Source organism: Micromonospora noduli (genome assembly GCF_003264365.1).
Classification (GTDB): Bacteria; Actinomycetota; Actinomycetes; order Mycobacteriales; family Micromonosporaceae; genus Micromonospora; species Micromonospora noduli.
Map to the genome: position 1 here is coordinate 30,985 of NZ_PYAK01000037.1, position 25,231 is coordinate 56,215.

Sequence of the window (25,231 nt, forward strand, 5' to 3'; positions counted from 1 at the left end):
GGTTCCGGCGCGAAGTCGAAGCGATCGTCGACAGTGCGTGCCGAGCGGAGGTGGGTGGTCCGCTTCTCCGGAGCACCTTCACGTCGCTGAGCGGGAACCTCGCGGCCGAGGGTGCGCTCAGCCTCGCCGGGCTTGTCCCACCCGAGCGTTTCGACAGCGCGCGGCGGGCGTACGACTCGGCGATCGACACCAGGGGCAGCCGTGGCTCGCTGCACAACTACCTGAACGTCGCGGACGCGGGCTCCCTGGTGGAGCACCCCGAATTCCGGGAGGCGTTCGCTCATCCGCTGCTGGTCGCGCTCGTCGCGCACGCCCTCGGCGGGCCTGTGAAGATCATCGACTTGCGAGCGAAGGACACGCAACCACTCGACGTCGTGGCGCGGGACAACACCCTGCACGTCGACAACAGCCCCTTCATGGACGAGTTCAAGGTGATCGTCACCTGGACGATGGGCACCGGTCGAGGGCCCTCGGGGCAGGGGCTCACCTACCTGCCCCGCACGAATCGGCTCCTGCGGCAGTGCTTCGTGAACGACGACGGCACCGCGTGGAGCGACGAGGACAGCTGCATCTTTCCCTCGCAGGCCCGGGTGGACGAGGCGCTCGCCGCCCAGGCCCGCTTCTTCGACGACGGCCTCCCGCGAGTCGTCCACCTTCAGGACATCGCGACGCCGTGTCACACGATCTTCGCCGCGAGTCGGCTGGTCCATCACCGGTACCGTACGTCCGCCGGCGGGCCACGCAGCGCGATCATGGCGGCGTTCCACCGGACCGACGAGGGCACCGGCTTCCTCGGCGCCAGCGACCTCCCCGGGTCGGCTCTCGACCGGTTCCTGTTGGCGACCGGGGACGGGCGCCCCTTCCTGGAGCTTCTCGCCGACGAGATGCCCCGAATCGTCACGGCGCTCGCGGCCGCCGCGTCCCGGCCCGGCTTCGTCGTCGACCCCGACCGGCATCTCCTTCGCGACGAGGGCTTTCGCTCCTGGTACGAGCGGCAGAGCGCGGGCGTCTCCCTCGACCGACTGCGCCGCGCCACGCTGGCCACGGCTGTCGACGACGACACGCCCATCGTGCAGCGACTCGTTCTGCGCATGCAGTACGACCTGCAGGGCGCCCTCAACATGCCGCTCTACACCGACCTGCGGGAGGAGGTGCGGAAGCGGGCGCGCATCGTGATCCGGGAGATGACGCCGGAGCACATCCGGGACATCGTCACGCGGCACGACCTCGGTGCGGTCCTGCGCGCGGAGTCCGCGCCACCGCGCCGGCCGGTCGGCGAACTCGCCGAGGAGCTGCACGGCGCGCTGGTCGCCCTGCAGCGGCTCCTGTCGACGGCTGTCGCGTCCCGGCCCGCCGGCCCGATCTGGGGTTCGACCGACGGGAGCGCGGCCGCGCTGTCCCTGCGGCGCTTCATCGTCGATCTGTGCGTCGCGGCCGCTGACATCGCCGACGACGCGTCTCTGGCCACCGGGTGTGTGTTCGGTGCCCTCGGCTCCGTGCTGGCCGACGACCTTTTCGACCTGGGCGCTGCGGGCCGCGAGATCACGGGCGAGTTGTTCGGGATGTACATCCGGCTGGCGGCGCCCTCGCTGGGCGAACAGTGCCCGGCACACCCGGAGAAGGAGAAGCTGGACACCTACCTCGAATCCGTGAACGAGGAGAGGCAGACCGCCAAGCTGGCGTCCGAGGTCTGGTTTCAGGCCGCTTCCGCCGAGGTGACCGCGCGCAACGACGACTTCGTGCGCGCGCTGCTGCGGCGTGTGCTGCCGCCGGGGCGGCCCTCGCCGGAGTCCGGTGATCTCGGCGCGCTGCTGGCGGATCCCGCCGCGCTCAGCGCGTACTACTGGAGGCGGGTCGTGACCGGGAAGCCGGTGGCGGTGCGCTTCGGCGCGGCCGACCTCGACACCCTCGACGGCTACTTCGGGCTGACGGCCGGCCGGAGCCTGCCGGCCGCGGTCGCTCGGCTACGCGAGGAGACCACCGCGGGCTCGCCGGCCGAGCACCTGCTCCGCAGTATCGAGCGGCTCGCGTCACTACGGGGCCGGTCCCACGCCGAGGCGTGCCGGGATGTCATGAGCCGCTTGTCGACACGCTGGCCGGACCTCGTCCAGAGGTGTCGGGGCGGTCCGGACGCTCCGCCGCCGGCGGCCGACCGCATCTTCTCGACGCTCGACGACGCGATCGGTGCCGCCGGCGAGGAGGGCCGGCGCTCGCGCCGGTCGTCGGCGGGCGTCCCCGCGCCGCGCGCCGGGTCTGCCGAGGTGTTGTTGACGACCGCCGAGGCGCGGGAGTTGGCCCGCGTGTACATGCTCGCCCGGCTCTGCTTCAGCGCTGAGGAGTTCCGGATCGGGCAACTGCTGGCCGGTGATCCGCGTGTCCGGTACGCCGTCCTCGCCACCCATCTGTACCTGGTCTCCGAGGTGTCGCGGTCGGCGTCGGAACTGGTCGGGGAGTGGGGCACGGCGGAGATCCTGCTGCCCTTCACCGAGGCCTTCGTCAACGTCGCGGGCCACTCGTCGTCCGTCATCGATCTCACGCCGAATCCGAAACTGATCACGGTCATCAGCAACAACCTGTTGCCGGCCGTGGCCGGCGAGTTGCTCAGGCGGGATGTCGCCGTCGACGAGTTGGATGCGGACATCCTGGCCGCGGGTGTCCAGGCCGCCGTGCAACGTGGCGTCTTCGACGTCACCATCGGCCTGTTCAACCAGACCGACCGGCGGGACGTGGTGTCCCTGTCCGGCCTCAGCCGGCGGGTCTGTCCGGCGGTCCGGCCGTTCGGCGCGTTCTGTCAGCGTTGGCTGCCGTACTTCTTCGACCGTCACCCCAGCGCTCCAACCGGTCGTACTTTCATGCAGTGCTTCACATAAAATTGCAGTCACCACGTCCTGCTGCTAGCCTTCGCTGCATAGTCATGCGGAGGTGAGTATGGGGATCCGAGTCGCGGTAGCCGGGGCGAGCGGGTACGCCGGGGGTGAACTGCTGCGCCTGATCGCCGGGCACCCGGAGTTCGACCTTGTCGCCGCCACCGCACACAGCCAGGCCGGGCACCGCGTCGACGTGGTGCACCCGCAGCTCACCGGGCTCGACCTGGTGCTCGGCGAGACCGATCCGACGATCCTGGCCGATGCGGACCTGGTCTTCCTGGCCTTGCCGCACGGGCAGTCGGCGGCTCTCGCGGCCCAGCTTCCGGCCGAGGCGCGGATCGTCGACCTGGGTGCCGACCACCGGCTCGCCGACCCGTACGCCTGGGCGCAGTACTACGGCGGCACGCACGCCGGGCAGTGGACCTACGGGTTGCCGGAGTTGCCCGGCCAGCGGGAGCTGATCGCCGACTCCACCCGGGTGGCGAACACCGGCTGCTACGCCGCCGCGATCACCCTGGCGCTCGCGCCGCTGATCGCCGACGGCGCGGCCAACCCCGCCGACGTGGTGGTGGTCGCCGCCTCCGGCACCTCCGGCGCCGGCCGGGCGGCCAAGCCGCACCTGTTGGCCAGCGAGGTGATGGGCGACCTGTCGCCGTACCGGGTGGGCACCCACCAGCACGTCCCGGAGATCAAGCAGGCCACCGGCGCGACCGGCCTGTCGTTCACCCCGGTCCTGGCGCCGATGCCGCGCGGCATCCTGGCCACCGTCACCGCGGTGCCGGCGCGCGGCGTCGACCCGCAGGAGGTGCTGGCGCGGGCGTACGCCGACGCGCCGTTCGTGCACGTGCTGCCGGAGGGCCGCTGGCCGCACACCGCCGCCACCCTGGGCTCCAACTCGTGCCACCTACAGGCCACCGTCGACGTCGACTCGGGTCGTCTGATCGTGCTCAGCGCGTTGGACAACCTGGGCAAGGGCGCGGCCGGTCAGGCCGTACAGAACGCCAACCTGATGCTCGGCCTGCCGGAGACGACGGGCCTGTCGGTGTGGGGAGTCACCCCTTGAGCGTCACGAGCCCTCGGGGGTTCCGGGCGGCCGGTGTGGCCGCCGGCCTCAAGAGCAGCGGCGGCGTGGACGTCGCCCTGGTGGTCAACGACGGCCCGGACGCCGGAGTGGCCGGTGTCTTCACCACCAACCGGGTCAAGGCCGCGCCGGTGCTCTGGACCCAGCAGGTCGTGCAGGGCGGTGTGGTCCGCGCCGTGGTGCTCAACTCCGGTGGCGCCAACGCCTGCACCGGTCCGGCCGGCTTCCAGGACACGCACGCCACCGCCGAGCACACCGCCGCCGCGCTGACCTCGGTCAGCCCTCGGTTGATCCTCGGTGCCGGTGAGGTCGCGGTCTGCTCGACCGGCCTGATCGGTGAGCGGCTGCCGATGCCGAAGCTGCTACCGGGCGTCCGCTCGGCGATCCGTGGGCTGTCCCGCGACGGCGGCCCGGCCGCCGCCGAGGCGATCATGACCACCGACACCCGGCCGAAGACCACTGTGGCCCGGGGGAGTGGCTGGACGGTCGGCGGCATGGCCAAGGGCGCAGGGATGCTCGCGCCCGGGATGGCCACCATGCTCTGCGTGTTGACCACCGACGCGGTGGCCGGGCCGGCGACGCTGGACGAGGCGTTGCGGGCGGCGACCCGGGTCAGCTTCGACCGGGTCGACTCCGACGGCTGCATGTCCACCAACGACACGGTGCTGCTGCTGGCCAGCGGCGCGAGCGGCATGGAGCCGACGCCGGCCGAGCTGGCCGCCGCCGTCACCGCGGCCTGTCACGACCTGGCCCAGCAGTTGGTGGCCGACGCCGAGGGCGCCACCAAGCAGATTGCCATCGACGTGGTCGGCGCGGCGGACGAGGACGAGGCGGTCGAGGTGGGCCGTACGGTGGCCCGCAACAACCTGGTCAAGACGGCGTTGTTCGGCAACGACCCCAACTGGGGCCGGATCCTCGCCGCCGTCGGCACCACCACCGCCGCGTTCGAGCCGGACGAGGTGGACGTGGCGGTCAACGGGGTGTGGGTGTGCCGGGGCGGCGCCGCCGCCGAGGACCGCTCGAAGGTCGACCTGACCGGGCGGGACGTGACCATCCGGATCGACCTGCACGCGGGTACGTCGGCCGCCACGATCTGGACCAACGACCTCTCCCACGCGTACGTGCACGAGAACTCGGCCTATTCGACATGAATCTCAGCAGCGATTTGGCTCGCGCCCAGGTCAAGGCGGAGACCCTGATCGAGGCGCTGCCCTGGTTGGCGCGCTTCACCGGCTCGACGGTCGTGGTCAAGTACGGCGGCAACGCGATGACCGATCCGGAGTTGCAGCGGGCGTTCGCGGCCGACATGGTCTTCCTGCGCTACGCCGGCCTGAAGCCCGTGGTGGTGCACGGCGGTGGTCCGCAGATCTCCGCCATGCTGGGTCGCCTCGGCATCGCCAGCGAGTTCCGGGGTGGTCTGCGGGTGACCACCGCCGAGGCGATGGACGTGGTCCGGATGGTGCTGGTCGGTCAGGTGGGCCGGGAGCTGGTGGGTCTGATCAACTCGCACGGACCGTACGCCGTCGGCCTCTCCGGCGAGGACGCCCGGCTGTTCACCGCGGTGCGGCGTCCGGCGTACGTGGACGGGGTGCCGGTCGACGTGGGCCAGGTCGGGGACGTCGAGTCGGTCGACGTGTCAGCGGTGACCGACCTGATCGAGGCCGGTCGGATTCCGGTGATCTCCACGGTGGCGCCGGACGTGGAGGGTGTGCTGCACAACCTCAACGCGGACACCGCCGCCGCGGCGCTGGCCATCGCGTTGCGGGCCCGCAAGCTGGTCGTGCTCACCGACGTGGCCGGCCTGTACGCGGACTGGCCGGACACCACCAGCCTGGTCTCCGAGATCGCCGCGGACGACCTGGCCAAGCTGCTGCCCAGCCTGGAGTCGGGGATGGTGCCGAAGATGGAGGCCTGCCTGCGGGCGGTGCGTGGGGGAGTGCCCGCCGCGCACGTCGTCGACGGCCGGGTGGCGCACTCCACGTTGCTCGAGGTGTTCACCTCGGAAGGGTTCGGAACGATGGTGGTGCCGGGAGACGGGACGGACGCGACATGAGCACGTTGGCGCAGCGGTGGAAGCAGTCCATGATGGACAACTACGGCACGCCGCCGATGGCGTTGGTCTCAGGGGACGGTGCCGTCGTGGTCGACGACGCCGGCCGGGAGTACCTGGACCTGGTGGGTGGCATCGCGGTCAACGCCCTCGGTCACGCCCACCCGGCGGTGGTGGCGGCGGTGTCGAAGCAGGTCGCGACCCTTGGGCACGTCTCCAACCTCTACGTGGCCGAGCCGCCGGTCGCCCTCGCCGAGCTGCTGTTGGCGCTCGCCGGCCGACCGGGCCGGGTGTTCTTCGCCAACTCGGGCGCGGAGGCCAACGAGGCGGCGTTCAAGCTCTCCCGCCGCACCGGCCGCACCCACGTGGTGGCCACCAGGGGCGGCTTCCACGGCCGCACCATGGGCGCCCTCGCGCTGACCGGCCAACCGGCCAAGGCCGACCCGTTCCGGCCGCTGCCCGGCGAGGTGACCCACGTCGACTACGGCGATGTCGCCGCCCTCGAAGCGGCCGTCTCCGAGGCCACCGCCATGGTGATCCTGGAACCCGTCCAGGGTGAGAACGGTGTGCTGGTCCCGCCGGCCGGCTACCTCGCCGCGGCCCGGCGGATCACCGCCCGGCACGGCGCGCTGCTGGTCCTCGACGAGGTGCAGACCGGCATCGGGCGTACCGGGCACTGGTTCGCGCACCAGGCCGAGGGTGTGGAGCCGGACGTGGTCACCCTGGCCAAGGGGCTGGGTGGCGGGCTGCCCATCGGTGCGACGCTGGCCTTCGGCCCCGCCGCGGACCTGCTCACCCCCGGCTCGCACGGCACCACGTTCGGCGGCAACCCGGTCAGTTGCGCGGCGGCGCTCGCCGTGGTGGCGACCATCGCCAACGAGGGCCTGCTCGACAACGTCAAGCGGGTCGGTGAGCGGCTGCGTCGCGGCATCGAGGCGCTGGGCCACCCGCTGATCGCCGAGGTACGCGGCGCCGGTCTGCTGCTCGGCGTGGCGCTCACCGCGCCGGTCGCTTCGGTGCTGGCCGAGGCCCTGCGGGAAGCCGGCGTCCTGGTCAACCCGGTGCAGCCGGGTGTGATCCGGCTGGCCCCACCGCTGATCCTCACCGCCGCCCAGGCGGACACCTTCCTCGCGGCGCTGCCCGCCGCACTGGACGCGACCGCCCCGGCCGCCGCCGGCGCGCCGATCGCACCAGCCACACTGACCACCACGACGGGGACGACTCGATGACCCGGCACTTCCTGCGCGACGACGACCTCTCTCCAGCCGAACAGTCCACGGTCCTCGACCTGGCGGCGCGGATGAAGGCGGACCGGTTCGGCCACCGGCCGCTCGTCGGCCCCCGCTCGGTGGCGGTGCTCTTCGACAAGCAGAGCCTGCGGACCAGGATCTCGTTCGACGCCGGCATCGCCGAGCTGGGCGGGCACCCCCTGGTGGTGGACACCCAGGTCACCCACTTCGGTCGCGGTGAGTCGCTCGCCGACGCGGGGCGGGTACTGTCCCGCTACGTCGCGGCGATCGTGCTGCGGACCCACGGTGACGAGAGGATCGCCGAGGTGGCGGCGGGCGCCACCGTGCCGGTGGTCAACGCGCTCACCGACGGTTTCCACCCGTGCCAGCTGCTGGCCGACCTGCTCACCATCCGGGAGCGGTGCGGTGGCACGGCCGGCCGCACGCTGGCGTACGTCGGGGACGGCGCGAACAACATGGCGCAGTCGTACCTGCTGGCCGGGGCGACCGCCGGGATGCACGTGCGGATCGCCGGCCCGGCCGGCTTCGCGCCGGACGCGGCAGTGGTGGAACGGGCCGCCCAGATCGCCGCGGAGACCGGCGGGTCGGTGCGGGTGCTGACCGACCCGGCCCAGGCGGTACGCGACGCCGACGTGCTGGCCACCGACACCTGGACGTCGATGGGGCAGGAGTCCGACGGGTTGGACCGGATCACCCCGTTCCTGCCGTACCAGGTCAACAAGGAGCTGCTCGGTCAGGCCGCACCGGACGCGATCGTGCTGCACTGCCTGCCCGCACACCGCGGCGAGGAGATCACCGACGAGGTGCTCGACGGCCCGCAGAGCGCGGTCTTCGACCAGGCGGAGAACCGGCTGCACGCGCAGAAGGCGCTGCTGACGTTCCTGCTGGGAACCGCGACGGAAGACGCCGCGACCGGCGACACCGCCACCGGGGGCCCGCGGTGACCGCCCCACTGACTCGTGCGGCCCGGCACGCCCGGATCGTGGAGCTGATCCGCGACCGGACGATCCGGTCGCAGACCGAGCTGGCCGACCTGCTCGCCGCCGACGGCGTGGGCGTCACCCAGGCCACCCTCTCGCGGGACCTGGAGGAGTTGGGCGCGGTCAAGGTGCGCGGCGGCGACGGTCCGGCCGTCTACCTGATCCCCGAGGACGGGCAGCGACCGTTGCGCGACGCCGAGGCCGCACCGGCCCGGCTGGTACGGCTGCTGCGCGAACTGCTCAACGGGGTCGACTCCAGCGGCAACATCGCCGTGCTGCGGACACCGCCGGGCGCGGCCCAGTACCTGGCCAGCGCGTTGGACCGGGCGGGCCTGCCCGAGATCGTCGGCACCATCGCCGGCGACGACACCATCCTCGTCGTCGCCCGGGAGGCCGTCGGCGGGGCCGCACTCGGAGACAAGCTCGCCGGCTGGGCCCGCCGGGAAGACACCGATGAAGGGAACGCCACGTCATGACCGAGCGGGTCGTGCTCGCGTACTCCGGCGGGTTGGACACCTCCGTCGCCATTCCGTACCTGTCCGAGCAGACCGGCGCCGAGGTGATCGCGGTCGCGGTCGACGTCGGGCAGGGCGGTGAGGATCTCGACGCCATCCGGCAGCGTGCTCTGGACTGCGGCGCCGCCGAGTCCGAGGTGGTGGATGCGCGCGACGAGTTCGCGGCCGACTACTGCCTGCCGGCGATCCGGGCCAACGCGCTCTACATGGACCGCTACCCCCTGGTGTCGGCGCTGTCCCGGCCGCTGATCGTCAGGCACCTGGTGGCGGCGGCGCGCAAGCACGGCGGCACCATCGTGTCGCACGGCTGCACCGGCAAGGGCAACGACCAGGTCCGGTTCGAGGTGGGCCTAAACGCGCTGGCCCCCGACCTGAAGATCATCGCGCCGGCCCGGGACTTCGCCTGGACCCGGGACAAGGCGATCGCCTTCGCCGAGGAGAAGGGGCTGCCGATCGACGTGTCGGCCAAGTCGCCGTACTCGATCGACCAGAACCTGTGGGGTCGCGCGGTGGAGACCGGCTTCCTGGAGGACATCTGGAACGCCCCCGTCGAGGGCCTCTACTCGTACACCTCCGACCCGACCCTGGAGCGCGACCCCGACGAGGTCGTGATCACCTTCGACGGCGGCGTGCCGGTGGCGATCGACGGTGAGACGGTCACCCCGTACCAGGCGATCCTGGAGCTCAACCGCCGCGCCGGCGCTCAGGGCGTGGGCCGGCTCGACATGGTCGAGGACCGCCTGGTCGGCATCAAGAGCCGAGAGGTGTACGAGGCGCCCGGCGCGATCGCGCTGATCACCGCCCACCAGGAGTTGGAGGCGGTGACCGTCGAGCGGGACCTGGCCCGGTTCAAGAAGGGCGTCGACCAGCGCTGGGGCGAGCTCGTCTACGACGGGCTGTGGTTCTCGCCGTTGAAGGACTCGCTGGACGCGTTCATCGACGACGCGCAGCGGCACGTGAGCGGCGAGGTACGGATGATCCTGCACGGCGGCCGGGCCACGGTGACCGGCCGGCGCTCCGAGGCGAGCCTCTACGACTTCGGGATGGCCACCTACGACACCGGCGACACCTTCGATCAGTCCCTGGCCAAGGGCTTCGTGCAGCTGTGGGGGCTGCCGAGCCGGATGGCCGCCGCTCGGGACGCCCGATTGGGCGGCGGCGGACAGTGACCCGTGCGAGCGCGCCGAGTGCGCGAGCACGGCGAGTGAACCCCGCAGTCGCGAGCGAAAGGCAACCAGCGCAATGATGGGCGACGTGGACGACAAGAGCCTGACCGAGAACAGCGCCGCCACCAACCGGACGAGCCTCTGGGGTGGCCGGTTCGCGGGCGGCCCCGCCGAGGCGCTCGCCCGACTGTCGGTGAGCGTGCAGTTCGACTGGCGCCTGGCCCCGTACGACATCGCCGGTTCCCGGGCGCACGCCCGGGTTCTCGCCGGCGCCGGCCTGCTCGATCCGGAGGAACTGGGCCGGATGCTGGCCGCGCTGGACGACCTGGAGGCGGCCTGCGCCTCCGGAACGTTCCGCCCCACCATCGACGACGAGGACGTGCACACCGCGCTGGAGCGCGGTCTGCTGGAGCGTCTCGGCAGCCTCGGTGGCAAACTGCGCGCCGGCCGGTCCCGCAACGACCAGGTCGCCACCGACCTGCGGCTCTACCTGCGCGACCACGCCCGGGGCGTGGCCAGCCGTCTGGTCGAGTTGGCGGAGGCGCTGGTCGAGCAGGCCGAGCGGCACATCGACACCGCCGCGCCGGGGATGACCCACCTCCAGCACGCCCAGCCGGTCACCTTCGGGCACTGGCTGCTCGCCCACGTGCAGCCACTGCTGCGCGACCTCGAGCGGCTGCGCGACTGGGACCACCGGGCGGCGATCAGCCCGCTCGGCGCGGGCGCCCTGGCCGGTTCCGGGCTCCCCCTGGACCCGGTGGCGGTGGCCAAGGAGCTGGGCTTCCGTACGTCGTTCGCCAACTCGATGGACGCCGTCGCCGACCGGGACTTCGTGGCCGAGTTCCTCTTCACCACCGCCCTGATCGGGGTGCACCTGTCCCGGCTCGGCGAGGAGGTGGTGCTCTGGACCTCGCACGAGTTCGGCTGGGTGGAGCTGGATGACTCCTTCGCCACCGGCTCGTCGATCATGCCGCAGAAGAAGAACGCGGACATCGCCGAGCTGGCCCGGGGCAAGTCGGGGCGTCTGGTCGGCGGCATGGTGACCGTGCTCACCATGCTCAAGGGTCTGCCGATGACCTACGACCGGGACATGCAGGAGGACAAGGAGCCGGCCTTCGACGCGGTCGACACCCTGGAGCTGCTGCTTCCGGCCCTGGCGGGAATGATCTCCACGATGACGGTCCGGGTGGACCGTCTCGTCGCCGCCGCCCCGGTCGGCTTCTCCCTCGCCACCGAGGTCGCCGACTGGCTGGTCCGACGCAACGTGCCGTTCCGCGACGCGCACGAGATCACCGGCCAGTTGGTGGCGCTCTGCGCGGCTCGGGAGTGCGAGCTGAACGACGTCTCCGACGAGGACCTCGCCGCGATCAGCGGGCACCTGGACCCGTCGGTGCGCGACGTGCTCTCGGTCCGTTCGGCTCTCGCCGCCCGGACCACCCCCGGTTCCACCGGCCCCGGCCCGGTCGCCGACCAGCTCGCCGACGCGGCGGACCGGCTGGCCAGTTGGCGGGAGTGGGCCTCCGAGCGGGTCGTTCCGCGCTGAGCTGTGCCGTGGCGTCGGCGCCGGCCGCCGGCGCCGCGGCGGTTCAGGCCGTGGGGCGCTCCCGCTTGGGGAGCTTGGCCACCACCATGTCGTACGACGAGTCGACCGCCTCGGTCAGCTCCTCGTCGTCGATCCCGCCGTCCAGGCGCAGCGTGTTCCACCCGGACCGGCCGATGTAGGGCATCACGCTGGCGTCGCCGGGGTGTCGGTGCAGCCACTCGTCGGCCACCTCCCGGGTCGGCCCGCACTTGATGCCGACCGTCGGCTTGCCGCTGTCGCTGCCGAGGAACGCGAAGATCCGGCCGCCCACCTTCACCACCTCGTCGCCCTCCCACGGTTGGTCCAGCCATGCTCCCGGCTTGGCCAGGCAGTACGCCAGCATCTCCGCGCGCTCCATGGGTGCCTCCTCGTCGTGCGCACAGTGTGCCCGCCCCGCGGCCGTCGCAGGCGCGGCGTGCCGATCCGGGCGTCGGCCTGCTCTCCCGGCCGGCCCACCCCGCTCGGCAAGATCGCGCTCGATCCGGGATCTCGTGGTCTCCGCCGAGGTCGAGGCCACTACTTCCATGTTCGGGAACGATCTTGCCCGTGCCAGCGCGGTCGTCAGGTGCTCTGCTCGGCCGAGCGGGCGGCGACCCGCTCGTAGCGTTGCCGGGCCGCCTGTGCGCTGCCCAGCCCCAGCCCGTACGCGATCGCCTGCCAGGTCAGCCCCCGGTCGCGGGCCAGCGTCAGCAGGCCGGCTTCCAGGGCGTCCAGCTCGGCGCGGACGTGGGGCAGCAGGGTCAGCGCGGCGGTGAGGTCCGCTGCGTCGATCGGCTCCTCCGCGGGTTCGCGCTCGGCCCCGCCGGCGGCGAGCGCGGTGACCAGGGCGACGGCCTCCCACGGGTCGAGCACGTACGGGTGGGCCCACCGGCCCCGCCGCGTGTCGGTGCCGGCGTGCCGCTCGCTGATCCGCTGTAACGCCTCGTGGGTGCGGTGGGCGCGGGCCCGGCCAGGGTTCGGCGCGGTGAAGATGTCCTCGGTCGTCATACCCCGAGCACACCGTATGAATGACTGATTGTCAACGAAATGTTGAAGCCTGGCGGCACGGGCATGCCATGCCGCCAGGCGACGCCTCAGAGCGCCAGGTTGAACTTGCGCTCGTCGTGCATAGGTGTGCAGTACGGGTCACAGGGGTGCGCGTTCAGCACGCCGAACGCGACGCCCGCTGCGAACGGACGCTCGACCGGGACCACCGCGATCCGCACCTGCTGGGTGCCCTCCGCGCAGGTGACCCTCCGAACCGTCGTGCCCGCGCGCATCGTCTGGCCGACCGCCTGCGCGACCTTGACCTCGAGGTCGAAGTCGATGGCCTTCGAGCAGGTCACGGTGACCGGCACGATCGCCGCCGCGCCGTTCGCCTCGATCTTGCCCGTGGCGCCGACCACGAACGCGGTCACTGACGCGTTGTCGGCCTGCGCCGCGGCCCGCAGCGGGACGCTCGCGCTGGCCGACGGTGTGAAGGCCACTGTCGCGGCTGCCGCGACGAGCCCGGTGGCGATCAGTGGTCGCCGGATGCTCCGTACGGTCATGGTGATTCCCTCCCGTGATGTCGTCGCTCCCTGCGACGACATCGGGAACACTCCCGAGCCGACGGTCCGGTTTCACTGTTCGGCCGGCTGTCTGATGTGCGACGTGAGTCTTGTTCGGGCCGGCGCTGAATGGTCGGCGCCGGGCCGGTGGCGGGATGGGTACCGTCGGGACATGGCCCTGTCGTCCGGTGATCGCAGCACCGACACCGACCTGGCGGCGCTGGCGGACCTGCTCGCCGGTCCACTGCTGCCGGCGGCGCGCGGGCTGCTCGGCTGCCGACTGCACGCCGGCGGGGTCACCGTCCGGATCACCGAGGTCGAGGCGTACGCGGGAAGTGGCGGCGATCCCGCCTCGCACGCCCATCGGGGCCGCACCCCGCGCAACGCCGTGATGTTCGGCCCCGCTGGGTACGCCTACGTCTACTTCACCTACGGGATGCACTGGTGCATGAACGTGGTCACCGGGGTCGAGGGGGCGGCCTCCGCCGTGCTGCTGCGCGCCGGCGAGGTGGTCGACGGGCTGGCCACGGCACGGGAGCGCCGGCCGGCCATCCGGCGGGACCTGGACCTGGCCCGCGGGCCTGCCCGGCTCTGCTCCGCGCTCGGCATCGACCGCGAGGCGTACGGGGCGTACCTGCTCGGCGACGGCCCGGTCCGCCTGCGGCCCCCGGCCCGGCCGGTGCCGCCGGAGACGGTGGTGGCGGGTCCCCGGGTCGGGGTGACCGGCGCCCACGACCTGCCCTGGCGGTTCTGGCTGGACGGCGATCCCACGGTCAGCGCCTACCGCCGGCACGTGCCGCGCGTCCGGCGCTGAGCGCCCTTGCGGCGTGTGGGCGCCGGAGTCTGTCGGGGGGTGTGGCCATAATCACCGGACCTGCTCACCGACGGTTCGGAGGACGTCATGGCGACACTGCTCGCGATCGGCACAGCCAAGGGATTGTTTCTGGCCACCAGCACCGACGACCGGCGTAGTTGGGAGATCACCGGCCCGCACTTTCCGATGACCGGTGTCTACGCGGTCGCGGTCGACACCCGTCGTTCCACCCCGCGGCTGCTCGCCGGCATGACCAGCTCACACTTCGGCCCCAGCGTCGCCACCAGCGACGACCTCGGCGCCTCCTGGGACGAGCCCGACCAGGCGCCGGTCGCGTTTCCGGCCGACACCGGCGTCTCCCTCGGCCGCGTCTGGCAGCTGATGCCGGCCGGCCCCGACGAGCCGGACGTCATCTGGGCCGGCACCGAACCCTCGGCGCTGTTCAAGTCCACCGACGGTGGTCGCAGCTTCGAGCTGGTCCGTTCCCTCTGGGACCACCCGCACCGCCCACAGTGGGAGGCCGGCTTCGGTGGTCAGGCCGTGCACACAGTGCTGCCCCACCCGCGTGACCCGGCTCGGCTGCTGGTCGCCATGTCCACCGGCGGGGTCTACCGCTCGGAGGACGCCGGGGCGAGTTGGGCGCCGGGCAACACCGGCATCCGCGCCTACTTCATGCCTGACGAGTGGCCGGAGTTCGGCCAGTGCGTGCACAAGGTCGCCCGGGACGCCGGCAACCCCGAGCGGCTGTACGCGCAGAACCACCACGGCGTCTACCGCTCCGACGACGACGGCCGCACCTGGTCCTCGATCGCCGATGGGCTGCCCAGCGACTTCGGCTTCCCGATGGTGGCCCACCCGGGGCGCGGCGGCACGGTGTGGACCTTCCCGTTGGTGGCCGACGGCGAGCGGTTCCCGACCGACCACCGCTGCCGGGTGTTCCGCTCCGCCGACGCCGGCGGCAAGTGGGAGCCGCTGTCGGTCGGGCTGCCCGAGGGCCCGTTCTATCCGGCGGTTCTGCGGGACGCGATGTGCGCCGACGACGCCACCCCCGGTGGCGTCTACTTCGGCACCCGCTCCGGCTCGGTCTTCGCCAGCCGCGACGAGGGCGACTCCTGGTCCACTGTCGCGGCGCACCTGCCCGACGTGCTCTGCGTTCGCGCCGCGGAGGTCTGAGCGTGGTCACCGTGCTGCTGCCCGGCCCGCTGCGCGGCGAGGCCGGGGGCGCGAGTCGGCTGAACGTCACCGCCGCCGGGACGCTGCGGGCGGTCCTCGACGAGATGGCCGTCGCGCACCCCCGGCTGGCCCGACGCATCCGCGACGAGCGTGGCGAGCTGCGCCGCTACGTCAACGTCTTCGTCGACGGGGAAGACTGCCGGCACTCCGGCGGTCTGGCCACCCCGGTCAAGGACGGCGCGGAGGTGCAGGTGCTGCCGTCGGTCGCTGGCGGCTGACCGGGCCGACACCGAGGGGATTCCCGACCCGGTGTCCCGTTACGGGGGTGACCGGCGCCACTGCGGGGCGTCCCGCCGACGGAATAGTTGCGTCGTCAAATAAGTTGAGAGCTGCGTCCGGGTACCACGCCGGCACCCGGTTGACACGCGAGGAGCTGGTCATGCAGTTCGGAATCTTCACCGTCGGTGACGTCACGGTCGATCCGACCACCGGTCGGGAGCCGACCGAGCATGAGCGGATCAAGGCGATGGTCGCGATCGCGTTGAAGGCCGAGGAGGTCGGCCTGGACGTCTTCGCCACCGGCGAGCACCACAACCCGCCGTTCGTGCCGTCGTCGCCGACCACCATGCTCGGCTACATCGCCGCGCGTACCGAGCGGCTGCTGCTGTCCACCGCCACCACGCTGATCACCACCAACGACCCGGTGAAGATCGCCGAGGACTACGCGATGCTCCAGCACCTCTCCGACGGCCGGGTGGACCTCATGATGGGTCGCGGCAACACCGGCCCGGTCTACCCGTGGTTCGGCAAGGACATCCGCGCCGGCATCCCCCTGGCCATCGAGAACTACGACCTGCTGCACCGGCTGTGGCGCGAGGACGTGGTCGACTGGAAGGGCAAGTACCGCACCCCGTTGCAGTCGTTCACCTCGACACCGCGCCCGCTCGACGGCGTGCCCCCGTTCGTCTGGCACGGCTCGATCCGCAGCCCGGAGATCGCCGAGCAGGCCGCGTACTACGGTGACGGCTTCTTCGCCAACCACATCTTCTGGCCCAAGGAGCACACCCAGCGGATGATCGCGCTCTACCGCCAGCGGTACGCGCACTACGGCCACGGCTCCGCCGACCAGGCCATCGTCGGCCTCGGTGGGCAGGTGTTCATGCGCCGCAACTCGCAGGACGCGGTCCGGGAGTTCCGGCCCTACTTCGACAACGCCCCGGTCTACGGGCACGGGCCGTCGCTGGAGGAGTTCACCCGGGAGACCCCGCTGACCGTGGGCAGCCCGCAGCAGGTCATCGACCGCACGCTCGGCTTCCGGGAGTACGTCGGTGACTACCAGCGGCAGCTGTTCCTGATGGACCACGCCGGGTTGCCGCTGAAGACCGTGCTGGAGCAGCTCGACCTGCTCGGCGAGGAGGTCGTGCCGGTGCTGCGCAAGGAGTTCGCCGCGCTGCGTCCGGCGCACGTGCCGGCGGCGCCGACGCACGCCTCGCTGGTCGCTGCCGCGGGCGGTGCCAAGGACAGCACCGTGCACGCCGTCGACGACGTGACCGGCAAGGCGCCGGAGGGGGCGACCCGATGACCCGCCGCACCCTGGCCGTGGTCTCGGCGGGGCTGAGTCAGCCCTCGTCGACCCGGCTGCTCGCCGACCAGCTCGCCGCGGCCACCCGCGACGAGTTGGTCCGGCGCGGCTCCGAAGTGGAGCTGCACGTCGTCGACCTGCGCGAGTACGCCCACGACGTGGTGAACAACATGCTCACCGGGTTCGCGCCGGCGGCGCTGCGCGAGGTCATCGACACGGTGACCGGGGCGGACGGGCTCATCGCCGTCACCCCGATCTTCAGCGCCTCGTACAACGGGCTGTTCAAGTCCTTCTTCGACGTGTTGGATTCCGAGTCGCTGGTCGACCGGCCGGTGCTGATCGGCGCGACCGGCGGCACCGCCCGGCACTCGTTGGCACTGGAGCACGCCGTCCGCCCGATGTTCGCCTACCTTCGGTCGGTGGTCGTCCCGACCGCGGTCTTCGCCGCCCCGGAGGACTGGGCCGACGGCACCGCCGATGGCGCGTTGCGCGCTCGGATCCGGCGCGCCGCCGGGGAGTTGGCCGACCAGATCGAACGCCGACCGCCGGCCACCGGGCCGGCCGACCCGTTCGCCCTCACCACCGACTTCCTGCAGATGCTCGGCCGAGGTGACGGCGAGCCGGTCAACTGAGCGGGTGGGCGACCAGCACCGGGCAGTGCGCGTGCTGGATCGCCGCCTGACTGACCGACCCGAGCAGCAGACCGGCGAACCCGGCCCGGCCCCGGGTGCCCACGACCAGCAGCGACGCCGTGCCGCTGGCCTCGATGAGCCCTTGGGCCGCGCCGGCCGCCCGGACCGGATGCTCGCGCACGACCAGGTCGGGGTGTTCGGCGCGCACCACGGCGGAGGCGTCGGCCAGGAGTCGCACCGCCTCGGCCTGGTACGCGGCCTGCGACTCCTCGATTTCCTCCGGCACCGCCCGGTCGCCGTTCGAAGGACCGACGTGCACCAGCACCAGCGGCACGTCCCGTAGCGCCGCCTCGTGAGCGCCCAGACCCACGGCGAGTCGGGACGACTCGGAGCCGTCCACGCCCACCAGCACCGGGCCGTCCACCGGGATCGGCTGCTCGTCCGGGCGGACCACCAGCACCGGGCAGTGCGCGTGCGCGGCCACCTGCGTGCCGACCGAGCCGAGCAGCAGCCCGGCGAACCCGCCCAGGCCACGGCTGCCCACCACGACCAGCTCCGCCCGGCGGGACTCCTCAATCATGGTCGCCCCCGGGCCCCCGAGGACCTGACGCACCTCGACGGCGAGGCCGGGCCACCGGGCGGTCAGCTCGGCCGCCGTGCGCTCCAACATCTGCTGCGCCTCCTCGGACGGCGCCGGCACCCCGAGGTCGTACGGGTTGAGTGGCACGCCGTAGCCGGACGGATGCAGGTAGCCGTGCACCAGGAGCAGCGGTCGGGACCGGAGCACGGCGGCCCGCGCCGCGTGTTCGGCGGCGACGAAGCTGGACGGCGATCCGTCCACGCCCACCACGACAGGTCGGTTCATCGGCGCTCCCTGGGTCGGTCAGGTCATTGTCGACCGCTCAGCCGCGTCGGCGGGGCCGGACGCGCCGGCCCCGGCGGTTCCGGCCAGCCGCCCATCCGGCGCTTGCACGTAATTACGTAAGTTCGTAGTATCGACATGTGAACACCGTGGAAGATCGACTCGCCGCGCTGGAAGCACAGGTTGCCGCGTTGAGCGAACGGCTCGCCGCCGCACCGCCACCACCCGCGCCCGAGGGCACCTTCTGGGCGCTCGACGGCCTCAAACAGCGCCTGCCAACCGACGGGTCGGGCGCGGTGCTCTACACCGGCACCGTCCGCGTCGCCGGCCAGCACTACGACTGGCAGTACGGCCGCACCGTCGACGACCTGCTCGCCGCCGACTGGACGGAGCTGCCCAGCACCCTCTCCGCGTTGGCCCACCCGGTGCGGCTGCGGCTACTGCGGGAGATCCTCGGCGGCCGGCAGAGCACCAGCGAGCTGGCCGAGATCGAGGAGTTGGGCACCACCGGCCAACTGCACCACCACCTGCGCCAGATCACCGCCGCCGGTTGGCTGCGCAGCGCCGGCCGAGGCCGGTACGCGGTCCCCGCCGAACGCGTGGTGCCGCTGTTGGCCATCCTCACCGCCGCCGGCCGCTGACCAGACGCGGCTCGGCCGCCCGTCCGACGACCCCCACGGAGGAACCACCATGCGCCGCACGACCGCCACCGTCCTCGTCGTCGTGCTGATCGCCGGCCTGGTCGGGGTGGCGTTGATGCCCCGGGTGCCCCGACTCGGGGCGCAGACCACCGGCGATCGCGACCTGGCCGCTGCCGCCCGGTCGGCCACACCCGACCCGTCGGGGCTCCGCGGGCTCGCCGTCGCCCTGGTCGAGAACGGCCGGATCCGCACCGCCGGCCTGGGTGACCGGGACCTCGCCGGTCGGCCCGTGGAGCCGGGCACCCCGTTCGAGATCGGCTCGGTCACCAAGGCGCTCACCGGCATGCTCCTCGCCGACCAGGTCGCCGCCGGTGTCGTCGGCCCCGACGACCGGCTCGGTAGCACCTGGCCCGAGGTCACCGGCCCCGCCCGCGACGTCACGCTCGCCGAACTCGCCAGCCACCGCGCCGGCCTGCCCCGGCTGGCCCCCGGCTCCCCGCTGGGATGGGCACGCATCCTCTGGTCCAACGTCTCGGGCGGAAACCCCTACGCCGGGCAGGGCGTCGACGCCATCCGCAGCGCCACCGACCGGATCAGCACCGACGACGACGAGCGCGGCGAGGTCCACTACTCCAACCTCGGGCCGTCCGTGCTCGGCCACGCGCTCGCCGCGAAGGCCGGGTTCGCGTACCCCGAGCTGCTGCACGCCCGGCTGTTACGGCCGCTCGGCATGACGGCCACCGTCATCGCCAGCCGCGACGACGACCTGCCGGCCGGTCGCGCCCAGGGCAGCCGGGCCGGCGGCCGGCCGCTCGATCCGTGGGCGGGAGCCGGCTACGCGCCGGCCGGCGCCGGCCCCTGGTCAACGGCGGAGGACCTCGGCCGGCTGCTCGCCGCGACCCTCGCCGGCACCGCACCAGGCGCCGACGCCGCCACCGCCCGTTACCGCGAGGACGACGACACCCGCATCGGGTACGGCTGGTTCACCACCCGGCACGGCGATCGCGAGGTGGTCTGGCACAACGGCTCTACCGGCGGGTTCCGGTCCTACGTCGGCCTCGAACGGGCGACCGGCCGGGCGGTGGTGGTGCTCGGCAACACCGACAAGGGCGTCGAGCCGATCGGGCTGCGGCTGCTCGGGATGTCACCGAAGGAGGCCGACTCGGCGACGTCGATGGTGCTGCCGTGGATCGGCGCCGGCCTCGCGGTGGCCTTCACCTTCCTCGGCGGCATCTCCCTGCTCGGCACCGCCCGCCGCCGCCAACTGGACCAGGTGACGCTGCTGGCGGCGGCGGTCTGGGCGTTCGCCTATCTGGGGTTGGGGCACCGGTTGGGGGACTGGTCGGTGGTGCCGGCCTGGCTGTGGCCGCTCGGCGCCGGCCTGTCGGCGGCGGGGGTGGCAGTGGCGGCGATCCGGTGGCGTGCCCTGCCGGTGGTCGACGCGCGGGTGCCGTGGCGTCGGCTGCTGTCGGTGGCGAGTTCGCTGGTGGCCGCCGTGCTGGCGGTCGTAGCCGTCGCCGGCTGACTCCGCGCCGCGGCTTCGCGTCACAGCCGTTGCGTACCCTCGGCCGATGACCTCCGATGTGCTGCTGCGCCCGGTCCGTGAGGACGACCTCGTCGAGTTCTTCCTGCACCAGCAGGACCCGGAGGCCAACCGGATGGCCGCGTTCGGCCCCAAGGACCCGTCCGACAGTCGGGAGTTCGCCGCACACTGGGCCCGGGTGCTCACCAACCCGGCGAACCTGGTCCGCACCGTCGAGGTCGACGGCGAGGTGGTCGGCTACGTGAGCGCCTTCCCGGCCGAGGGGCAGACCGAGGTCAGCTACTGGATCGACCCGGCGCGCTGGGGTCGGGGTCACGCCACGGCGGCCCTGGCCGCCCTGCTGCGCGAGCTGCCCCGGCCGGTGCACGCCCGCGCCGCCAAGGACAACGCCGCCTCCCTCGCGGTGCTCCGCAAGTGCGGGTTCGTGGTGGTCGGTGAAGACTCGGGGTACGCCAACGGCCGCGGCGAAGACGTCGAGGAGTGGCTGCTCGTGCTGCCCGCCGACGGCCCTGACCTGGGCGGGCACTAGTCTCGCGGCGTGAACTGGTTGGATCTCGTCGGCTGGGCCGGCTCCGCGGTGCTGGTCTGGTCGCTGCTGCAGTCGCGCATCCTGCGGTTGCGGGCGCTCAACCTCGTCGGCTGCTTCGTGCTGATCGGCTACAACGCCGCGATCGAGGTCTGGCCCGGCGTCGGGCTCAACGTCGTGCTCGCGGTGATCAACATCTGGTACCTGCGCGGGATGCTCGCCACCCGGCACGACGAGAAGACCTACCAGGTGGTGGAGGTCGGTGTCGGCGACCAGTTCCTCGCGCACACGCTGCGGGTGCACGCCGCCGACATCGCCCGGTTCAACCCCGGCTTCCACTGGGACCCGGACGCGTCGGGCCGCTCGGCGTTCCTCGTGGTCACGGCCGACGAGGTGGTCGGCGTGGTGCTGTCGCACGCCGAGGCGCCCGGCGTCGCCCAGATCGACCTGGACTACGTGACCCCGAAGTTCCGTGACTTCACCCCGGGTGAGTTCGTCTACCGGCGCAGCCACCTGTTCACCGAACGGGGCTTCCACCGGGTGGTCAGCCCACCCCGCATGGTGGCCCCCTACTACCACCGGCTCGGCTTCCGCCCGGACGGCGACTCGTACGTCCTCGACCTGCCGGCGTCACCGTCGCCCCAGTCGGCGTAACTCACCGTCGCCCCAGCCGGCGTAGCGTCACCGACGCCCCAGCCGGCGTAGCGTCACCGTCGGCCGATTCGGCGTAGCCTCACCTGGCCCGATTCGGCGTAGCGTCGCCGGGGCAGGATTCGGCCGGCGCCGGACGGGGCAAAGACACGCCTACGCCGGGCGGGCTCGCCGACCGGCGGGTGCCGCGCGTAGCGGCCGGTGCCACCACCACGAGGGAGCGAACCGGGCGTGCAGAGCTACGGGAGCCAACTGGCCCTGGTCGGAGTCCTGGTCGTGATCAACGCGCTCTTCGCGGGCAGCGAGATGGCGTTGGTGTCGCTGCGAGACAGCCAGATCCAGCGGCTGGAGCGCACCAGCCGAGCCGGGCGGGTGCTGGCCCGGCTCGCCAAGGACCCGAACCGCTTCCTGGCCACCATCCAGATCGGCATCACGCTCGCCGGTTTCCTGGCCTCCGCCGCCGCAGCGGTCTCGCTGGCAAAACCCCTGGTGCCGCTGCTCGGGGTGTTCGGCGGCGGCGCCGAGACGGTGGCGATCGTGGCAGTCACCCTCGCGCTGACCTTCGTCACCCTGGTCTTCGGCGAGCTGGCGCCCAAGCGGATCGCCATGCAGTCCGCCGAGCGGTGGGCGCTGCTGGTGGCCCGCCCGCTCGACCTGCTCGCCAGCCTCACCCGGCCGGCCGTCTGGGCGCTCGGCGCCACCAGCGACGTGGTGGTCCGCCTGGTCGGGCTCAACCCCAAACACCAACCGGAGGAGATCGGCCCGGACGAGCTGCGCGACATCGTCGCCGGCAACCACGGCTTCACCAAGGAGCAGCGCACCATCATCGCGGGTGCCGTGGAGATCGCCGACCGGCGGTTGCGGGCTGTCCTCGTACCCCGGTTGCAGGTCTTCACGCTCGACAGCGGGACCACCGCGGAGGCCGCGCGGCTCGTGCTGGCCGCCACCGGGCACTCCCGGGCTCCGGTCGTGCGCCACGGCGGCCTGGACGACACGGCCGGAGTGATCCACCTACGTGACCTGGTGGGTGTGCCCGACGACCGCCCGGTCGACGAGATCGCCCGACCGCCGATGCTGCTGCCCGACTCGCTACCGGTGGTGGACGCGCTGCGCCAGTTCAAGGCCGAGCGTCAGCACATCGCGCTCGTCGTGGACGAGCGCGGCGCCGTCGACGGCATCGTGACGCTGGAGGACATCCTGGAGGAGATCGTCGGCGAGATCTACGACGAGACCGACCGGGACGTGCGCTCGGTGCGGCGCGACCCCGACGGTGCGCTGCTGCTGCCCGGCACCTTCCCGGTGCACGACCTGCCGGACATCGGCGTGGAGCTGCCGTCGCGTCCGGCCGGTGACTACACCACCGTCGCCGGGCTCGTGCTGGCCCGGCTCGGGCACATCCCCACCGTCGCCGGGGAGGACGTCACCCTGGACGGTTGGGTGCTGGTGGTGGCCGGCATCGACCACCGGGCGATCACCGAGGTACGGCTCAGCCGCGTACCCGATGAAGCCGACGCCGACGCCGACACCGACCAGCCCACGGAGCCGATGCTGGACGAGGCCCGCAGCTGACCGGTCCGGCGAATGCCGTCGCTCAGGCGGGCGAGAGGTTCTGCAGCCGGACCTGACCACGGGCGACCAGCCGCTCCTCGGCGTCGGTGATCTCCACCTGCCAGAGCTGCTGGCTGCGGCCCCGGTGCACCGGGGTACCGACCGCCCTCAGCTCGCCGTCCCGGACGGCCCGCAGGAAGTCGGTCTGGTTCGACACCCCGACCACCGTGCCGCGGTCGGCCAGCCAGAGGGAGCCACCCACGCTGGCCGCGGTCTCCACGACCGAGCAGTACACCCCGCCGTGCTGGATGCCGAACGGCTGGTGCAGCTCCGGGCGGACCTGCCAGCTGATGACCACCCGGTCGGCGCTGGCCTCCTCGAACTTGAGGCCGAGCAGGGCGACGAAACCGCCCGTCAGATCCGGAATCTCCATGGCAAAGCCCTCCTCGATCAACGAGGCGCAAGCCTAGCCGGGGCGGGTTGCGCCAAACCCGGTACGGGTTGGTGCCGGCGATGGGGGAGAATCGGTGACCGTGACCGACAGCAGCCCTCCGCCGTCCGGGCGGGACTCCCTGACCGATGACCTGCTCTGGCGTGGCCTGATACAGGACTCGACCGGCCTCGACGAGCTGCGCGAGCTGCTCGACGGTGGGAAGTCCGCCACGTACTACGTGGGCTTCGACCCCACCGCCCCGAGCCTGCACGTCGGCAACCTCATGCAGGTCCTCATGGCCCGCCGGCTGCAACTCGCCGGTCACCGGCCGTTGCTGCTGGCCGGCGGGGCCACCGGGCAGATCGGTGACCCGAAGGAGAGCGCCGAACGGACCCTCAACCCGCCCGAGGTGATTGCCGGCTGGGTCGAGCGGATCCGAGAGCAGCTCGCGCCCTTCGTGTCCTACACGGGGGACAACGCGGCCCAGTTGGTCAACAACCTGGACTGGACCGGCGAGATGTCGATCGTCGAGTTCCTGCGCGACGTGGGCAAGCACTTCCCGGTGAACAAGATGCTCGCGCGGGAGGTGGTGCGTGCCCGCCTGGAGACCGGCATCAGCTTCACCGAGTTCAGCTACCAGCTGTTGCAGGCCAACGACTTCTTCGAGCTGCACCGCAGGCACGGCTGTCAGCTCCAGTTCGGCGGCTCCGATCAGTGGGGCAACATCACCGCCGGCGTCGACTACGTGCGCCGGCGGGGCGCGGGGCCGGTGCAGGCGTTCACCACGCCGCTCGTCACCAAGTCCGACGGCACGAAGTTCGGCAAGACCGAGGGCGGTGCCGTCTGGCTCGACCCCACGATGACCAGCCCGTACGCGTTCTACCAGTTCTGGCTCAACGTGGAGGACCAGGAGGTCGACCGCTACCTGCGGTACTTCAGCTTCCGGACCCGCGAGGAGCTGGAGGAGCTGGCCAAGGCGACCGCCGAACGACCGGCGGCCCGGTTGGCGCAGCGGGCGCTGGCCGAGGAGCTGACCATCCTGGTGCACGGTGCCGACGAGACCCGACAGGCGATCGCCGCCAGCCAGGCGCTCTTCGGCCGCGGATCGTTGGACGAGCTGGCGCCGGAGACCCTGCGCGCGGCCCTGACCGAGGCGGGTCTCGTACGCCTCACCGGCGAATTGCCGGATGTGGCGGGTCTGCTGCGGGACTCCGGTCTGGTGAGTGGCCTCAAGGAGGCCCGGCGGGTGATCGCCGAAGGCGGCGCCTACGTCAACAACAACCGGGTGACCGAGGTGGACGCGAGGGTGTCGCCGGCCGACCTCCTGCATGGCCGATACCTGGTGCTGCGCCGGGGGAAGCGTTCGTTCGCGGGCGTTGAGCTGGGTGAATAGCCACCTGTCGACGATGTGACGGGGGACGCGTCCGGCAGATTTGACGATCATCCCGCCGGACGCGTAACTTTCTCTCTGCCAGCGCGGAACGGACGAAACAGGCGAAAGCCTGAGGCGGCCGGAGCGCCGGCCAACGGCCAGGGGGTCGGGTGGGCGTGCCCACCGGAGCCCCAACCGGGAGGTGCCGCCAGAAACGCCGCGAGGCGGATTTGGCGCCGCGAAACCGACCGGGTATGGTTACGAACCGGTAGGGCACCGGGCGGGTCGCGAGAAATCGCGACGGCCGGCCTGCCGAATCCATGACGAGAGCGGCGCAAGCCGGTTGCGACATGGTGCCCGCGTTATCGGGTTGAAGCACGACGAACCGCGAAATATCGGTTTGACACGGCGGAAACGAGCGGGTAACGTAGTAA

Annotated in this window: 25 protein-coding genes; 20 read left to right on the forward strand and 5 right to left on the reverse strand. The window is 72.2% G+C overall.

From position 1 onward, the window contains the following. Positions 1-50: 50 nt before the first annotated feature. The 9 genes from GUI43_RS23490 to argH all read left to right on the forward strand — a co-directional run bounded on the left by GUI43_RS23490 (position 51) and on the right by argH (position 11,452). A complete protein-coding gene (locus GUI43_RS23490) occupies positions 51-2,870 on the forward strand; it encodes a hypothetical protein (RefSeq protein ID WP_112699799.1) in 2,820 nt (939 codons plus the stop codon). A 58-nt stretch (positions 2,871-2,928) separates the two neighbouring features. Next, on the forward strand, positions 2,929-3,930 hold the full coding sequence (argC, locus tag GUI43_RS23495; RefSeq protein WP_112584609.1) for an N-acetyl-gamma-glutamyl-phosphate reductase: 1,002 nt from the start codon (positions 2,929-2,931) through the stop codon (positions 3,928-3,930). Continuing rightward, the gene (gene argJ / locus GUI43_RS23500; RefSeq protein WP_112699800.1) at positions 3,927-5,099 is read left to right on the forward strand and encodes a bifunctional glutamate N-acetyltransferase/amino-acid acetyltransferase ArgJ; all 1,173 of its coding nucleotides are present in this window, start codon (positions 3,927-3,929) and stop codon (positions 5,097-5,099) included. The genes argC and argJ overlap by 4 nt, the downstream gene beginning before the upstream one ends. Next, positions 5,096-6,001 (forward strand): acetylglutamate kinase, encoded by a 906-nt coding sequence (argB, locus tag GUI43_RS23505; protein WP_112699801.1) that lies wholly within the window; start codon positions 5,096-5,098, stop codon positions 5,999-6,001. The genes argJ and argB overlap by 4 nt, the downstream gene beginning before the upstream one ends. After that, positions 5,998-7,227 carry an acetylornithine transaminase gene (locus tag GUI43_RS23510; RefSeq protein ID WP_112584612.1) on the forward strand — a complete coding sequence of 410 codons (1,230 nt, stop codon included), beginning with the start codon at positions 5,998-6,000 and terminating at the stop codon, positions 7,225-7,227. Before argB ends, GUI43_RS23510 begins: the two co-directional genes overlap by 4 nt. Next, positions 7,224-8,192, forward strand: a complete 969-nt coding sequence (gene argF, locus GUI43_RS23515) for an ornithine carbamoyltransferase (protein ID WP_112699802.1) — start codon at positions 7,224-7,226, stop codon at positions 8,190-8,192. Before GUI43_RS23510 ends, argF begins: the two co-directional genes overlap by 4 nt. Next, positions 8,189-8,704: an arginine repressor gene (locus GUI43_RS23520; RefSeq protein WP_112584614.1), complete on the forward strand. Its 516-nt coding sequence runs from the start codon at positions 8,189-8,191 to the stop codon at positions 8,702-8,704. Before argF ends, GUI43_RS23520 begins: the two co-directional genes overlap by 4 nt. After that, positions 8,701-9,912: an argininosuccinate synthase gene (locus GUI43_RS23525; RefSeq protein ID WP_112584615.1), complete on the forward strand. Its 1,212-nt coding sequence runs from the start codon at positions 8,701-8,703 to the stop codon at positions 9,910-9,912. The genes GUI43_RS23520 and GUI43_RS23525 overlap by 4 nt, the downstream gene beginning before the upstream one ends. Before the next feature lie 76 nt (positions 9,913-9,988). After that, positions 9,989-11,452 carry an argininosuccinate lyase gene (gene argH / locus GUI43_RS23530; RefSeq protein ID WP_112699809.1) on the forward strand — a complete coding sequence of 488 codons (1,464 nt, stop codon included), beginning with the start codon at positions 9,989-9,991 and terminating at the stop codon, positions 11,450-11,452. 43 nt (positions 11,453-11,495) lie between these two features. On the opposite strand, the gene GUI43_RS23535 is transcribed toward argH, so the two are convergent. The 3 genes from GUI43_RS23535 to GUI43_RS23545 form a co-directional block, all read right to left on the reverse strand. After that, a complete protein-coding gene (locus GUI43_RS23535; RefSeq protein WP_091402014.1) occupies positions 11,496-11,849 on the reverse strand; it encodes an MmcQ/YjbR family DNA-binding protein in 354 nt (117 codons plus the stop codon). A gap of 203 nt (positions 11,850-12,052) precedes the next feature. Beyond that, complete coding sequence (locus GUI43_RS23540) at positions 12,053-12,478, reverse strand: DNA-binding protein (protein WP_112584616.1); 426 nt, start codon at positions 12,476-12,478, stop codon at positions 12,053-12,055. An 86-nt stretch (positions 12,479-12,564) separates the two neighbouring features. Beyond that, entirely contained in the window at positions 12,565-13,020 is a 456-nt protein-coding gene (locus GUI43_RS23545) for a hypothetical protein (protein ID WP_112584617.1), read from the reverse strand. Positions 13,021-13,192: 172 nt separating this feature from the next. On the opposite strand from GUI43_RS23545, the gene GUI43_RS23550 reads away from it, so the two are divergent. The 5 genes from GUI43_RS23550 (at position 13,193) to GUI43_RS23570 (ending at position 17,221) form a co-directional block, all read left to right on the forward strand. Then, entirely contained in the window at positions 13,193-13,834 is a 642-nt protein-coding gene (locus GUI43_RS23550) for a DNA-3-methyladenine glycosylase (RefSeq protein WP_112584638.1), read from the forward strand. Between the two features lie 87 nt (positions 13,835-13,921). After that, positions 13,922-15,007 (forward strand): WD40/YVTN/BNR-like repeat-containing protein, encoded by a 1,086-nt coding sequence (locus GUI43_RS23555; protein ID WP_112604892.1) that lies wholly within the window; start codon positions 13,922-13,924, stop codon positions 15,005-15,007. 2 nt (positions 15,008-15,009) lie between these two features. Beyond that, positions 15,010-15,285: a ubiquitin-like small modifier protein 1 gene (locus GUI43_RS23560; protein WP_112584619.1), complete on the forward strand. Its 276-nt coding sequence runs from the start codon at positions 15,010-15,012 to the stop codon at positions 15,283-15,285. Between the two features lie 161 nt (positions 15,286-15,446). Further along, positions 15,447-16,589: an LLM class flavin-dependent oxidoreductase gene (locus tag GUI43_RS23565; RefSeq protein ID WP_091402257.1), complete on the forward strand. Its 1,143-nt coding sequence runs from the start codon at positions 15,447-15,449 to the stop codon at positions 16,587-16,589. Further along, complete coding sequence (locus GUI43_RS23570) at positions 16,586-17,221, forward strand: FMN reductase (RefSeq protein WP_112699803.1); 636 nt, start codon at positions 16,586-16,588, stop codon at positions 17,219-17,221. The genes GUI43_RS23565 and GUI43_RS23570 overlap by 4 nt, the downstream gene beginning before the upstream one ends. Here the strand turns inward: GUI43_RS23570 and GUI43_RS23575 are convergent. Then, complete coding sequence (locus GUI43_RS23575) at positions 17,214-18,086, reverse strand: universal stress protein (protein ID WP_112699804.1); 873 nt, start codon at positions 18,084-18,086, stop codon at positions 17,214-17,216. The two genes, GUI43_RS23570 and GUI43_RS23575, sit on opposite strands and share 8 nt — an antisense overlap. Positions 18,087-18,223: 137 nt before the next feature. Between GUI43_RS23575 and GUI43_RS23580 the strand changes: the two genes are divergently transcribed. The 5 genes from GUI43_RS23580 (at position 18,224) to GUI43_RS23600 (ending at position 23,013) form a co-directional block, all read left to right on the forward strand. Then, positions 18,224-18,724, forward strand: a complete 501-nt coding sequence (locus tag GUI43_RS23580; protein WP_249037832.1) for an ArsR/SmtB family transcription factor — start codon at positions 18,224-18,226, stop codon at positions 18,722-18,724. A 49-nt stretch (positions 18,725-18,773) separates the two neighbouring features. Further along, positions 18,774-20,249: a serine hydrolase domain-containing protein gene (locus GUI43_RS23585; protein WP_112699805.1), complete on the forward strand. Its 1,476-nt coding sequence runs from the start codon at positions 18,774-18,776 to the stop codon at positions 20,247-20,249. Between the two features lie 46 nt (positions 20,250-20,295). Beyond that, positions 20,296-20,796, forward strand: coding sequence for a GNAT family N-acetyltransferase (locus tag GUI43_RS23590; RefSeq protein WP_112584623.1), 501 nt, complete (start codon positions 20,296-20,298; stop codon positions 20,794-20,796). Between the two features lie 9 nt (positions 20,797-20,805). Next, a complete protein-coding gene (locus GUI43_RS23595; protein WP_112699806.1) occupies positions 20,806-21,447 on the forward strand; it encodes a YgjV family protein in 642 nt (213 codons plus the stop codon). Between the two features lie 228 nt (positions 21,448-21,675). Next, the gene (locus GUI43_RS23600; RefSeq protein WP_112699807.1) at positions 21,676-23,013 is read left to right on the forward strand and encodes a hemolysin family protein; all 1,338 of its coding nucleotides are present in this window, start codon (positions 21,676-21,678) and stop codon (positions 23,011-23,013) included. 22 nt (positions 23,014-23,035) lie between these two features. Here GUI43_RS23600 and GUI43_RS23605 read toward each other — a convergent pair whose 3' ends face one another. After that, positions 23,036-23,425, reverse strand: coding sequence for a PaaI family thioesterase (locus tag GUI43_RS23605; protein WP_112584626.1), 390 nt, complete (start codon positions 23,423-23,425; stop codon positions 23,036-23,038). Positions 23,426-23,525: 100 nt separating this feature from the next. Between GUI43_RS23605 and tyrS the strand changes: the two genes are divergently transcribed. Continuing rightward, on the forward strand, positions 23,526-24,818 hold the full coding sequence (gene tyrS, locus GUI43_RS23610) for a tyrosine--tRNA ligase (RefSeq protein WP_112584640.1): 1,293 nt from the start codon (positions 23,526-23,528) through the stop codon (positions 24,816-24,818). Positions 24,819-25,231: the final 413 nt, after the last annotated feature.